The sequence below is a fragment of the Mesorhizobium sp. BR1-1-13 genome (assembly GCF_020165515.1).
Taxonomy (GTDB): Bacteria; Pseudomonadota; Alphaproteobacteria; order Rhizobiales; family Rhizobiaceae; genus Mesorhizobium.
In genome coordinates this window covers 183,515-196,048 of the sequence record NZ_JAIUIH010000004.1, presented here as the reverse complement: position 1 = coordinate 196,048, position 12,534 = coordinate 183,515, and the positions used below count along the sequence as shown (strand labels likewise).

The 12,534-nt window shown below is 63.2% G+C and carries 14 protein-coding genes, 2 tRNA genes and 1 pseudogene; 9 read left to right on the top strand and 8 right to left on the bottom strand.

From position 1 onward, the window contains the following. The first annotated feature begins 206 nt into the window (after positions 1-206). A complete protein-coding gene (locus LB533_RS11700; RefSeq protein ID WP_224677213.1) occupies positions 207-1,586 on the top strand; it encodes an OFA family MFS transporter in 1,380 nt (459 codons plus the stop codon). 155 nt (positions 1,587-1,741) lie between these two features. Here LB533_RS11700 and LB533_RS11695 read toward each other — a convergent pair whose 3' ends face one another. After that, positions 1,742-2,236: a GNAT family N-acetyltransferase gene (locus LB533_RS11695; protein WP_224677212.1), complete on the bottom strand. Its 495-nt coding sequence runs from the start codon at positions 2,234-2,236 to the stop codon at positions 1,742-1,744. After that, positions 2,233-2,991 (bottom strand): annotated as a pseudogene (locus tag LB533_RS11690) (copper homeostasis protein CutC). The gene LB533_RS11695 and the pseudogene LB533_RS11690 overlap by 4 nt, the downstream one beginning before the upstream one ends. A 199-nt stretch (positions 2,992-3,190) precedes the next feature. Between LB533_RS11690 and LB533_RS11685 the strand changes: the two are divergent. Continuing rightward, on the top strand, positions 3,191-3,619 hold the full coding sequence (locus tag LB533_RS11685) for an SRPBCC family protein (protein ID WP_140495735.1): 429 nt from the start codon (positions 3,191-3,193) through the stop codon (positions 3,617-3,619). A 123-nt stretch (positions 3,620-3,742) separates the two neighbouring features. Beyond that, positions 3,743-4,198 (top strand): carboxymuconolactone decarboxylase family protein, encoded by a 456-nt coding sequence (locus tag LB533_RS11680; protein WP_224677211.1) that lies wholly within the window; start codon positions 3,743-3,745, stop codon positions 4,196-4,198. 69 nt (positions 4,199-4,267) lie between these two features. On the opposite strand, the gene LB533_RS11675 is transcribed toward LB533_RS11680, so the two are convergent. The 4 genes from LB533_RS11675 to LB533_RS11660 all read right to left on the bottom strand — a co-directional run bounded on the left by LB533_RS11675 (position 4,268) and on the right by LB533_RS11660 (position 5,739). Then, positions 4,268-4,714 carry a hypothetical protein gene (locus LB533_RS11675; RefSeq protein ID WP_140551432.1) on the bottom strand — a complete coding sequence of 149 codons (447 nt, stop codon included), beginning with the start codon at positions 4,712-4,714 and terminating at the stop codon, positions 4,268-4,270. A 129-nt stretch (positions 4,715-4,843) separates the two neighbouring features. Continuing rightward, a complete protein-coding gene (locus LB533_RS11670) occupies positions 4,844-4,993 on the bottom strand; it encodes a hypothetical protein (protein WP_224556616.1) in 150 nt (49 codons plus the stop codon). Between the two features lie 60 nt (positions 4,994-5,053). Continuing rightward, positions 5,054-5,299 (bottom strand): hypothetical protein, encoded by a 246-nt coding sequence (locus tag LB533_RS11665; RefSeq protein ID WP_140638968.1) that lies wholly within the window; start codon positions 5,297-5,299, stop codon positions 5,054-5,056. 365 nt (positions 5,300-5,664) lie between these two features. Continuing rightward, positions 5,665-5,739 (bottom strand) — tRNA-Asn (locus tag LB533_RS11660). Between the two features lie 221 nt (positions 5,740-5,960). Here LB533_RS11660 and LB533_RS11655 point away from each other — a divergent pair. Further along, positions 5,961-6,221, top strand: coding sequence for a hypothetical protein (locus LB533_RS11655; RefSeq protein WP_140638967.1), 261 nt, complete (start codon positions 5,961-5,963; stop codon positions 6,219-6,221). 48 nt (positions 6,222-6,269) lie between these two features. On the opposite strand, the gene LB533_RS11650 is transcribed toward LB533_RS11655, so the two are convergent. Next, the gene (locus LB533_RS11650) at positions 6,270-6,587 is read right to left on the bottom strand and encodes a hypothetical protein (RefSeq protein ID WP_140638966.1); all 318 of its coding nucleotides are present in this window, start codon (positions 6,585-6,587) and stop codon (positions 6,270-6,272) included. A 158-nt stretch (positions 6,588-6,745) separates the two neighbouring features. On the opposite strand from LB533_RS11650, the gene LB533_RS11645 reads away from it, so the two are divergent. From LB533_RS11645 to LB533_RS11630, 4 genes are all read left to right on the top strand, one after another. Continuing rightward, positions 6,746-6,819: transfer RNA gene (locus LB533_RS11645), tRNA-Cys, on the top strand. An 89-nt stretch (positions 6,820-6,908) separates the two neighbouring features. Then, positions 6,909-7,577, top strand: a complete 669-nt coding sequence (locus tag LB533_RS11640) for a protein-L-isoaspartate O-methyltransferase family protein (protein WP_224677210.1) — start codon at positions 6,909-6,911, stop codon at positions 7,575-7,577. A gap of 178 nt (positions 7,578-7,755) precedes the next feature. Beyond that, positions 7,756-9,135 carry a TolC family outer membrane protein gene (locus LB533_RS11635; RefSeq protein WP_140639227.1) on the top strand — a complete coding sequence of 460 codons (1,380 nt, stop codon included), beginning with the start codon at positions 7,756-7,758 and terminating at the stop codon, positions 9,133-9,135. 269 nt (positions 9,136-9,404) lie between these two features. Then, the gene (locus tag LB533_RS11630) at positions 9,405-10,244 is read left to right on the top strand and encodes a PopZ family protein (RefSeq protein ID WP_224677209.1); all 840 of its coding nucleotides are present in this window, start codon (positions 9,405-9,407) and stop codon (positions 10,242-10,244) included. A 216-nt stretch (positions 10,245-10,460) separates the two neighbouring features. Here the strand turns inward: LB533_RS11630 and LB533_RS11625 are convergent, their stop codons facing one another. After that, positions 10,461-11,981, bottom strand: a complete 1,521-nt coding sequence (locus tag LB533_RS11625; RefSeq protein WP_224677208.1) for an FAD-dependent oxidoreductase — start codon at positions 11,979-11,981, stop codon at positions 10,461-10,463. Positions 11,982-12,025: 44 nt separating this feature from the next. On the opposite strand from LB533_RS11625, the gene LB533_RS11620 reads away from it, so the two are divergent. Continuing rightward, a complete protein-coding gene (locus LB533_RS11620; RefSeq protein WP_140638962.1) occupies positions 12,026-12,523 on the top strand; it encodes a MarR family winged helix-turn-helix transcriptional regulator in 498 nt (165 codons plus the stop codon). The last annotated feature ends 11 nt before the right edge of the window (positions 12,524-12,534 follow it).

Sequence of the window (12,534 nt, the reverse complement as noted above, 5' to 3'; positions counted from 1 at the left end):
AGCGGCCAAGGTCAGCCTCGCTCGATGCCGCCTGTTCGGCAGCTTGTTTGGTAAGTTCGTCCTAATATAGCCAGGGGTGACCTGGCGATCTGCTTGCCGGATAGCCCAATGTCCTTAGACATTGGTATTATGGCAGCTATTCCTTGTTGTCCCGCCCCGTGCTCCGCCTAGTTTATTCGAATCGGAGCATTGCATGGGAGGATGGAATGGCAACGACCAGGGAAAACGCCGGCGGCTGGCTCGACCGCTCGCGCACGATCGCCGAGCCCGGTTTCAGCAGATGGATGGTGCCGCCGGCGGCGTTGTGCATTCATCTTTGCATCGGCCAGGCCTACGCGTTCAGCGTCTTCAACCTGCCGATGTCGAAACTGATCGGTATCACCGATTCGGCGCCCGATGATTGGAAGCTGACCGGACTCGGCTGGATATTTTCGATCGCGATCCTGTTTCTTGGCCTCGCGGCAGCCTTCGGCGGCGGTTGGCTGGATCGCGTTGGCCCGCGCAAGGCGATGGTCGCGGCCGCCTGCTGTTTCGGCGGCGGTTTCATCGTGTCGGCGCTCGGCGTCACCTTGCATCAATTGTGGATTATCTATCTCGGCTACGGCGTCCTGGGCGGCATCGGCCTCGGGCTCGGCTACATCTCGCCGGTCAAGACGCTGATCACCTGGTTTCCCGACCGGCCGGGCATGGCGACAGGCATGGCGATCATGGGGTTTGGCGGCGGAGCCTTCATCGCTTCGCCGCTTTCGGTCTATCTGTTGAAGCTGTTTTCGACCCCGCAGCATATCGGTGTCGCCGAAACCTTCATCGTGCTGGGCATCGTCTACTTCATCTTCATGCTGATCGGCGCTGTCATCGTCAGGGTGCCGCCCGATGGCTGGCGTCCGGCCGGCTGGACGCCGCCGACGACACAAAACACGATGGTGACAACCGCCAACGTGCATCTCGACGACGCATTGAAGACACCGCAGTTCTGGCTGCTGTGGGGCGTGCTGTGCCTCAATGTGACGGCCGGCATCGGCGTCCTCGGCCAAGCCTCCGCCATGAGCCAGGAGATGTTCCCGGGACGCATCACGCCGGCCGCCGCCGCCGGCTTCGTCGGCCTGCTGTCGATCTTCAACATGCTCGGCCGCTTCTTCTGGGCGTCGACCAGCGACTATATCGGCCGCAAGACGACCTACGCGGTCTTCTTCGTGCTCGGCGTGATCCTTTATGCGGTGGTGCCGTGGACGGGCCAGTCGGGCAACGTGTTCCTTTTCGTGCTGTTCTATGGCGTCATCTTGAGCATGTATGGCGGCGGCTTTTCCACCATTCCCGCCTATCTGCGCGATGTCTTCGGCGTGCGTTATGTCGGCGCCATCCATGGCCGCCTGCTGACGGCGTGGTCGGTGGCGGGCGTGCTGGGGCCGGTCCTGGTCAACTACATCAGGCAGTACCAGATCGATGCAGGAGTAGCGAAGGCCGATGCCTACACGGTCACCATGTACATCATGGCCGGCCTGCTCGTCGTCGGTTTCCTGCTCAACCTGGTGATGCGGCCGGTGAATGCACGGTTCCACATGAAGGCCGAACCGGCTGCAGCGTAAGGAGAGTGATCATGGCGCAAGACAACAGCAATTCTGTCAAATTGATCCTTGCCTGGCTGCTGGTCGGCATCCCGCTGTTGTGGGGGTTCTGGACGACGCTGGTCAGTGCGGCGGCGCTGTTCCAGTAATGGTGGAGACCTGGAAAGGAGCAGTGCTCAGGCGATGATAGGCCTGACGTAGTAGCGCACAGCCTTCTTGCCGCCGTGGATCACCGCGTCGCCGACCTCGGAGAAGCCGAGCGCGGCATGGAAGGCGTCCGAAGCCGGGTTGGGCGGGTCGGCATTGACCTCGCATGCGACCAGTACGTGGCCGGCGCGCGTGGCGTGCTCAAACAGGTCCTGGTAGAGCAGGCGGGCATGGCCGCGGCCACGGGCTTGCGCCGCCACCACGACACGATCGACATAGACGAAGCGCTCGTAGCGTTCGCGAAACCAGAGAAAATTCGGGCTGTCGTACCGGGCCCCCTGATCGAAAGTCATGATGAAGGCTTCGAGCGCGCCGATGCGGCGCGCATAGAACGCCTCGCCAAGCAGGAAAGACAGGCGCTCGGGCTCAAGCCACGACAATTCGGCGGCATGCTCGTTGTTGAGCGCGAGTATGGCCGCTTCGTCGCTTCGCGAGACACGGCTGATCGGGGAGAGGGCGGTCATGCCTTGGCCGCCGCGATCGTCGCTGCCACAAGCGGCGTATCGGTTAGCGTGTTGCGATACTCGCGGTCGAGATCGGAGCCGCCCATGCCGACCTTTGGATTGCGGTAGCGCATTGCGCTGGGCACGTCCTTGAGGGCGGCGAAATGCATTTCGGATAGTCCAGTCCTTTGCCGCACCTCGGCAATGTTGCCGAGATCGAGCCCGCCGCAGCCAAGAATGACGATGCGATCGCCCCCCTATCGCACCAGGTCCGCCAACAGCGACAGGCCCTCCATCGCCGTGTCGCGTTGGCCGCTGGTCAGCACGCGGCCGACCTTGCAACGGATCAGCGCTTCCAACGCCTCGGCCGGGTCGCGCGTCATGTCGAAAGCGCGGTGACAAGTGACGTTGAGGCCACCGGCGGCCTCCGTCAATTCGCTCATGCGGCGCTCGTCGATGGTGCCTTCGGCGGTGAGGCAGCCGAACACCACGCCTGATACACCGAGGTCGCGCAGGGCGGCTACGTCGGCCAGCATCGAACGGTACTCGGTTTCGCTGTAGAGAAAATCGCCGCCACGCGGCCGCACCATGACATGGAACGGTACGGTCGCCTGGTCGAGGGCGGCACGCACTGTTCCCAGGCTCGGCGTGATGCCGCCTTCGACGAGGCTGGCGCACAGTTCGACCCTATCGGCGCCGCCGGCCTGTGCTGCCAGGAGGCCATCAATGCCCTCGACACAGATTTCGATCAGCGGCGGGCGGACTTCTTCGGTCAAGGTGTGATCCTGTCCATTATGTTGTGAAAAGCCCGTAGCACCCGGGCGGCGGGCGCGAAAGCAGGAACGTCACGTCGCATTGGACCAGGGGACATTTCCCTGCTTGACAGTCTTATAACTACGTGGTTATGAGTTGATCCATAGCCATCGGGTTATTGATCGCGAGCGGCCGCTCGACAACGACTAAGAGGAGCAGGGCATGACGCAGACCAAATCGATCGTCGTCGAACGGCTGATTCCGCATTCGGCGGAGAAGATATGGCGTGCGCTGACGGTGCCCGAACTTGTCGCAGAATGGCTCATGCAGAACGACTTCGCGCCGCAAGAGGGTCATCGCTTCACGTTTCGCGCTTCACCGGTACCGGGCTGGTCGGGGGTGACGAACTGCGTCGTGCTGAAGGTCGAGGCGCCACGCCTGCTTGCCTATAGCTGGGGCGACGGAAGCGAATCCGACAGCGGACTGAAAACCGTGGTGACCTGGTCGCTCACGCCTGAGGGCGCGGCGACCCGGGTGCGGATGGAGCACTCGGGATTCCGGCCGGCCGACGAGCGTGGATATGTCGGCATGGGAAGCGGCTGGCCGCGTATTCTTGAGCGGCTTGAGCAGGTGGCTGCGAAGCAAGGCTGAGCGCCGACGCTCCTCGACCAGTCGGCGGGCATGGCCGGCGAACCACAACAAGTCTCCCGGATGCGCCGCTTGCGGGCATGGCAAACCACGCCCTGGACAAACGTTTCAAAACGGAGAAAGACCATGGAAGCCAGGCTCAGGAACCCCGTGATGCTCATGCCCGGCGCCCTGCAGGCGCTGCTGGCGCTGGACAAGTCGACCGAGGCGGCCGATTTGCCCTATGTGACGCGCAAGCTCGTCCATCTGCGCGCCAGCCAGATCAATGGCTGCTCGGTCTGCGTCGACATGCATGCGCGCGAACTCAAGAAGGCCGGCGAGAAGGACGAACGCATCTTTGCCTTGTCGGCCTGGCGGGAAACGCCGTACTTCACCGATGCCGAACGCGCCGCGCTTGCCCTTGCCGAGGCCGGCACAAGGCTGGCCGACAGAACGGATGCCGTGACGGACGAGGTATGGGACGAGGCCGCCCGGCACTATGACGAAAAGGCGCTTGCCGGGCTCGTCATCCAGATCGCCGTGATCAACGCCTTCAACCGGTTGAACGCCACGACGCGGCAAATGGTCGGCGCCTGGGGCTAGGGCCGCGCCAAGGCGAGCCGTGCCACGGTGCAATGGACGCTGGAATCGCGGTGCACCGAAGCCGCTTGCCTAGCCCGGCCGGGTCGCGGCCGGCGGCAGTTCGAACAGTTTGGCGCCGTTTTCCTCGCCGCGCTCGACATAGCCGATGGTGCGAAACCATTTTGCGATTTCCGGTCCCGTGAGCCAGCTGCGGGAGTGAATGGGGAGATTGCCGGCGAGCGCCTGGATCTGCCTGATATGCCGCCTGCAGAAACGCACGGTCGCGGCCCTGAAAAAGCCCTCGCGCGCGGCGAACAGCGTGTCCGCGGCGTCACCATGTTCGTGCCAGGCGATGATCGCTACGGTCCCGTCGCTGTCGACAAGGGCATGGGCGCGGCCCTCCTTCAGGTTCATCATCAGATTGTCGTAGGCGACCTTGCTGTCCTTGCCGGCGGCGATGTATTCGTCGGACATCCGCTTGGACAAATGGCGAAACACGTCTTCCAGATCGCCGACCGTCGCTGTTCGTGCTCTCATTTCTGCTCCTTGAGCCCCGGCAGGGAGTTTGCTCCAGGAAAAGGCATTCACCAAGCAAAGGGATTTCGCGAAGAACCCAGCCCGAGGAATCGGGTTCCATCGATAAAGATCGGCGACCGGCACGGCATGTCAGTCCGGCCGAGCGGAACCGGATGCGGTGGTCGTGCGCGAGGCAAGCGGCGTGACCACGACAGGCGTGCCGCTGCTGTCCAGCGCGAGGGCGGCGTTTATGGAAAAGGCGGCCCTCAGCAGCAGCACCGATATCAAAATTTTTCGCATCATTCGCTCCAGCCCTGCACCAGCGCGTGGCGCGCGAGCATGGCGACTGAAGCGGAAAAATTAAAGCCCGAAAGAGGGCATCCCAGGGCTGGCATCGTCGTACCCAAGGCGCGCCTTGGGTTTAGCTGCGTCAGTCTGTGGTGAAATACCGGTACCCGTTGCAGTGCAGTCCAATTTCGCCGCCACTGCCGCCTTGATCGACAGGCCGGCACATGCGTCGGCGTTGACCGTTTTCTTCTTCTCGTGGGCCACAGCGGCACTTGAGGTGGCAAGGACGATAGCCGCGCAAACGATAGTCGTTTTCATCAGATCCCCCTTTTTTAGCTTAAGCTAATTATGGAGGGTAACGTAACGTTAACCAACCGTCAACGCGCTGGGACAGTCTGCTTCCTGGGCTTAGATTTTGTGGCTTCGGCTGCTTCGGTGAGCAGGGCTCTTTTGCTTTCGCTCGATTCCGCGAAGGAGCAGCGCATGATCCCTTGGTGAGCTTCATGCGTGCGATAGCCGCTTCGATTTGCCGAGCGGCGGCCTCGCCTTGGCCATGTGGAAGGCTCGGCAGAACGGCCGATTGTCCAGCGCGCTGCAAACCTTCTGTTGCCGCAGATGTTGCCCTGATACGCAAATCGCAAAATTCGCGATTTGGGCTCAGGCGGCGATGTCTTTGAAATTGTTGGCTCCCCGGGCCGGATTCGAACCAGCGACCAACCGGTTAACAGCCGGTTGCTCTACCACTGAGCTACCGGGGAACAGAGGCTCTCATGCGAGTGGCGCAGCCTATAGCAAACCCTTTTCGGCTTTGCAAAGAACCATTTCGCATTTTTCCGAGACTTTTTCGCTCAGGCGTTTCTCGCAATCGGCGGCGTTCGTCCTCATATTAGCCTCCTTGCGAGGGGCGCGGAACCGAATGTGCAGTCGCGGCTTTCCTCAAGTGACACCCTCAAGCCACCAGACGGACCAGCCATTCGAGATGACGGCAGCAGAAGAAAACCAGGCACCGGCGCGAAAGATATCGGTCTTCGGACGCAAGTTCACCATGCCGCGTTCGCGCGGCCTCAGGATTGCGATCGGCGTGCTTTTGACGATCGGCGGCATTCTGGGGTTCTTGCCTGTTCTCGGTTTCTGGATGGTGCCGCTCGGACTTTTGGTGCTCTCCTACGAATTCGCCATGGTGCGGCGCCATCGGCGCCGGTTCGTCGTCTGGTGGGAACGGCGGCGCCGGCCGGATTGATCGGCCGGGGCCTTGCCCGGTTTCGTCGCGGCGACCTTAGGGGCCGAATCAAATCGCAGCGCTATCCTGCGTTCCAGTGCTCGCCTCCTCCGGGACGTCCTGCTGGCCTGCTTTCAGATCCTCGCTGATTTCCTTCAGGACGGCGGAAGCCGAGGCAAGGCGCGCGCGGTCGCGCGGCGAAAGCCGGCCGGTGCCTTCTATCTTGAGGCAATCCATGGCGTAGCGCACCAGCTCCTCGCACCCCAGCAGCGGCGAGCTGTCCGCATTGTTGGTCGACTCGTCAGGTTTTTTAGCCAGCTGCATGGCGCAGTCCTCCTGCACTTCAACGCAGCCCGATGCGCGGAGTTTCTCTCGATCATCCGCCATGCTTAACGGCTTGCTAATGCAGCTCGAACCGCCCTGTCTCGCATTTGGGGCGGGGTGCCGGGGCTGGCGCAGGCGAAACCGTCGCGAATGCATTGTCGCCGCTTGACGGCTTTTTCGCCGCAACCTATTGGAACCGGGTGGAACGCCGGGAGCAACGAGGCCTCGTGGCGGAGTGGTTACGCAGAGGACTGCAAATCCTTGCACCCCGGTTCGATTCCGGGCGAGGCCTCCAATCTCCGGGCTCCCGCGCGTCAGCGCAGGGGCTCGCCGTTCCCGTCTAGATGAACCGCGATGTGGCGCGGCAAGCGGATTGGTTGGGACATGAGCGCTGATTTCTCCGAGCTTCGCGTCAAGATGGTCGATGGCCAGATCCGCACCACCGACGTGACCAGCACGCCGCTGCTCGACGCCATGCTTTCCGTGCCGCGCGAGCTTTTCGTCGACGAAAGCCAGCGCAATCTCGCCTACATCGACGAAGACATCCGCATCGCGGACGGCCCCGGCGGCGCGCGATATCTGATGGAGCCTTCGCCGCTGGCCAAGCTGATGCAACTGGCCGAAATCAGTCAGGCCGATTCGGTCCTCGATGTCGGCTGCGGCACCGGCTATGCCTCGGCCATCCTGTCGCGACTGGCGGGATCCGTGGTGGCGCTTGAAAGTGATTCGGCGCTGGCCGAAACCGCAAAGTCGGTGCTTTCATCGCTGGGCTGCGGCAATGTGACCGTGGTCCAGGGCCCGCTGCCGCAGGGACATGCGGCCAAGGCGCCCTACGATGTCGTCTTCGTCGGCGGCAGCGTCGGCAAAGTGCCGGCGGCGCTGCTCGACCAGCTCGCCGAAGGCGGCCGCCTCGTCGCGGTCGAAGGCCAGGGCAATTCCGGCGTGGCGCGGCTTTTTTTCAAAGCAGGGGGGGTTGTAACCGGTAGACGGGCATTTAATGCGGCAATTAAGCCACTACCCGGGTTCGAACGTGAGCATGCTTTCGAATTCTGAATGATTTGGCCTTGCAGCAGAGGCTTTGTCATGGTCGCTTGCATTTGAACAATCGTTGCTGATCCCAATGGGGGCACTTTGGGCCGAGCGACAGGGAACATTCTGACACGCCGCTCCGGTTCTCAAAGGAGAAGCCGGTGCGGTGTGGTTCCCATGGAAAACGAATGAGGGTTTAATGGTGCCGTCTCTACGCAAGTCACTTTTCACCGCCGTCCTCGTTTCGGCGACCGCGCTTTCCCCGCTGGCCGCCTCGGCCGAAACCATCTCCGGCGCGCTTGCAAAGGCCTACCAATACAATTCCTCGCTGAATGCCTCCCGAGCCGGCGTACGCGTCACCGACGAGAGCGTGGCCATCGCCAAGTCCGGCTGGCGCCCGACCATCACCGGGACGGCCGACACGAATTATGTGAATACCCGTGCCAGCGGCGCCAACGTCAAGACGGGGTCGGCCAGTGTGGGCATCGTCATAAACCAGAGCCTGTTCGACGGCTTCCAGACGAGAAACAATGTGGCGGCAGCCGAATCGCGGGTCAAGGCATCAGTCGAAAGCCTGCGCAACACCGAGGAGAACACGCTGTTGAGCGCGGCCACGGCCTATATGGACGTGATACGCGACCGGCAGATCGCGGTGCTGACGGAGCAGAATCTGCAGTTCCTGACCGAGCAGGCGCGCGCCGCGCGCTCGCGGTTCGAGGTCGGCGAAGGCACGCGCACCGACGTTGCGCAGGCCGATGCGTCGCGCGCTTCCGCCGTGGCGTCGCTCAGCGCCGCCCGCGCGCAGGCGCTGGCAAGTGCGGCGAGCTATCACCAGATCGTCGGTGACGAGCCGGGCAAGCTCAGGCCTGCCTCGCCATTGGCCAGGCTGCTGCCGCCGAGCCTCGATTCGGCGATTGCCATCGCCTCGGCCGAACATCCGGCGATCCTCGCCACCCAGCATCTGGTCGATGCGGCCGCGTTTTCGGTGAAATCGTCCGAGGGCGCATTGCTGCCGCAGCTTTCCGCGTCGGCCGGCATTTCGGAGGATTATCTGCATCGCAATCCCGACCTCCAGGGGAGCAACGGCGGTTCGACCTCGGCCAACATCGGTGCGACACTGACGATCCCGATCTATTCGGGCGGCCGCACCTCGGCGGTTGTGCGACAGAACAAGGAATCGCTTGGCGAGGCCCGCATCCAGGTCGATGTCAGCCGCGACCAGGTGCGCCAGGCCGTCGCCTCGGCGTGGTCGCAATACACCGCCGCGCAGCAGAGCGTCGCCGCCAACAGGCAGGTGATCGACGCCGCGCAACTGGCGCTGAACGGTGTCATCGAGGAACGCAATGTCGGCCAGCGCACCACGCTGGACGTGCTCAACGCGCAGGCCACCGTCATCACCGCCAAGATCAACCAGGCAAATTCCGAGCACGACGTGGTGGTGGCAAGCTATGCCATCCTGTCGGCGATCGGCCGCCTCTCGGCCGAGCGCCTTGCGCTGCAGGCGACGAAGTACAGGCCTGAAGAGCACTACAACGCCGTCAAGGACAAGTGGATCGGCCTGCGCACGCCGGACGGCCGCTAAGCTCCACAGGTTCGAGTAGTTCTCTAGAAGCGGGGCGGCGTTCGATCGAAACGCCGGGCCGGCGAGCGACCCGCGGGCCCGCTTCATTGTTTGCGCAACTGCGCCGGCAAGCCGTCACGACGAATTTCGCTAATCTGTTGAAATCCCACATGTCCCCAGAATGGGGATTCTCGTACGGCGATCCGTCGGTTACGCTGTCGCCATGATTCGAATCCGGCTTCTTCCGGAGCGGAAATCTGCAACAGGTCACAAGGGCGGCGGATGTGACGATGGCAACGGCAAGCAGCGCACAGCGCGAACCTTCCATGGAAGAGATACTGGCTTCCATCAGGAGGATCATCGAGGACAGCGACAGCGGCCGTAAGCAGCCGGACGATGCCGATGACTTGCGCCAGGACCTTAAGCCGGCGGCGAGCGAGGCTCCAGCCGCCGACGTCGACGCGTTTCGCGCCGAACTGCGTCCAAGCCTTGAGGTCAGGAAGCCGGTCACGCTGGCGGAGGTGCAGGCACAGACATCGGCGGCCGAACCAAGGGTCGCGCGCATGGACGCGCCGGAGCGAACCGATCCCGTGGCGCCAAGGGCGTCGATGACGCTTGCCGAGGTGAGTGCCCGGATCGCTGCCGAGCCGCTGCCCGCCGAAAGGGCCGACAGGCCCGCGGCGCCCGAGGCCGGCGCGGCAAGCGATGCCATCGTCGCCGATTGGCGCCGCGAGATCGCGGCGGTCGGCGAGCAGGCGAAGGCGATACCAGGCATTCGCAAACCGGTTGCCCAGCCCGAAGCGCCGGTGGACGAGCCGATACCGGAGCCGGCGTTCGAGCGGGCCCCTTCGATCGCCGCCCCGGCGACCACCGATGAGGCGCGCAAGGCGGCGGATGAAACGCCTGCGGCCCGTCCGGCAATCCTTTCCGAGCATACGGGCCGGCAGGTCGCCGCGGCCTTTGGCGAGCTCTCCGATGCCTTTGCCAGCCGCAGCAAGAAAACATTCGACGAGATGGCCGAGGAGATGCTGCGGCCGATGCTGCAGGACTGGCTGGACAACAACCTGCCAACGCTGGTCGAGCGCCTGGTGCGCGAGGAGATCGAGCGCGTGGCGCGCGGCGCGCAATGATTTTCCCGGGTCGCCTTAGGTGGCTGGTTGGACACCGTTGCGCCTTCACCCTGGCGCAGGCACGCTAATCTCAGGATCGGCAGGTCGAGGGAGGCGGGTGGCCGCAATAATGGCTCCGATGATGGCGATTGCCACGACCACGCCGCTCCACGCTTCATATAGGCCCGATCCAAGCATAGAGCCCGCCAACCTCATTGTTCGAACATATCTCGACAGTCATTTCGGGTCTTCTCCGGGTTGGACTACGCCCATGCGGTCCAAATAGATTTCGAGCTCCGCGGTCCGGTCCGCGCCAAGAATCGCGATCGCACCGACATACCCGTCCGGCCGGATCAGCACACACTCGCCCGGTGCCAGTGCATAAGCATGGCGAAGGTGTCCCCAGGCATCGATGACATCGCCTTGCGGGCCGATGTGGTGGACATGCAGCCCCTGGCGTGGCGCAACCGTCTCTCTCCCGGCTTGATGAACAAGCAGCGTCCAATGCGGCCCTTTGAGCAGTTGGAACAGTCGCCACGGTTGGCCCGCCGCGCCCCTGATTTGGGCATCCGGCGCGCGGTCCCCCGCACGCGGGCCGCTGCTGCGTTCGGCCAGTTCCCTGGAGAGCGGCGAGTCCGGATAGCCGATATCGAGCTGGCGCACCTCGCGGCCGCGGTGCATTCCACCCTGTTTCTGGGCGTCGAGCAGCCGCGTCGAAAGGCCGAGGACCGATTCCGCGACCGGACGCCGTTCCTGCTCATAGGTGTCGAGCAGGCAATCATCCGCGCCGCCGAGCACGGCGGCGAGTTTCCAGCCCAGATTATAGGCATCCTGCACGCTGGTGTTCAGGCCCTGGCCGCCGGTTGGCGGATGGATATGAGCCGCATCGCCGACGAGAAATACCCGATCGACCCGGTAGCGATCGGCAAGCCGGGCGTTCATCAGGTAGGCCGACGCCCAGGCGACCGAATCCACCTGCACGTCGGCGCGGCCTGTCCGCTCATTAATCAAGCGCCCCAGTTGTTCTGCCGAGAGGTCCACTTCGCCGTCCAGCGGAATGGGTGCCTGAATCTGGAAGAGATCGGTTCCGGCGAGCGGGCAAATCGCGACCATTCGCTCCATGTCACCGTCGTTGAACTGGTGCCACGCATCGCGGTCCAGCCCGGTCAACAGCACATCCGCCACGACCGCACGCACGCCCAGCGTCTTGCCGGGGAAATTCAAGCCGAGCGCGCCGCGCACGAAGCTGCGCCCGCCGTCCGCTCCGACAAGATAGCGTGCGCGAACGGTTTGCTCGCCATTCGGCCCTGCAAGACGTGCCATGACACCGTTTTCGCCTTGCTCGAACCCAACCAACTCACATCCGTACTCGACCCTATGGCCTAGTTCTGCCAGCCGCTCTCGCATGATCCGCTCGGTGAGGAATTGCGGAATCATCAGCGCGATAGCGTAAGGCTCCGCCGGCGTCGGATCGGGGCGCTCGCCGGTGTCCTTTTCGATATAGCTGCCGTCATCGCCATACACGCGCATCGGCGGATAGACGCCGCCTGCGGCAACGACCCTGTCGAGAATGCCGAGGTCTTCGAAAATCTCCTGTGTCCTCGGCTGGATGCCCTTGCCGCGCGAGCCACGGAAAGGTTCGCTCATCTTCTCAATGAGCTGAAAAGGTATACCGCGCCGTGCAAGCTCGATCCCCAGCGTCAGGCCAGCCGCTCCCGCGCCGCAGATGAGCACATCTGCCGCAAATCCGTTTGTCATACCGATTTCCTTGTGTGTAAAATGCACATAATAGGAGAGTCGGAGTGCCGTCAATGAAAAATGTGAAAAATACACATATTGGAAGTCATCAGATTCGCGAGCTCCACGGAGCGCTGATCGAGATTGCCAGCCTTATGAACCGGCCTCAGCGCGATGAGCAGATGGTAAAGGAGGCCGGAATTGCGCTCGACCGCGCACTGTTTCCTCTGCTGGTCGGGATAGAGCGGCTTGGGCCGATCGGGATAGTGGACCTCGCCGACCGGGCTGGCCGCGATTACACCACTGTCAGCCGTCAGGTGGCGAAGCTCGAAAGCCTTGGCCTGGCCGTGCGCCGGCAGAGCGAGACAGACCGCCGCGTGAATGAGGCCGTCGTCACGCCCAAGGGCAAGGCGATGACCGACAAGATCGACGCTGCACGAGAGAGAAACGCTCGCGCCGTTTTCGAAAACTGGGACGCACACGACGTCGACGAACTCGTGCGGCTTATGCGCAAGTTCGCCGACGCTATGAAAGAAAAGCCGGAGGACTCCAGCGCGCCCTGAGACGTCGCACT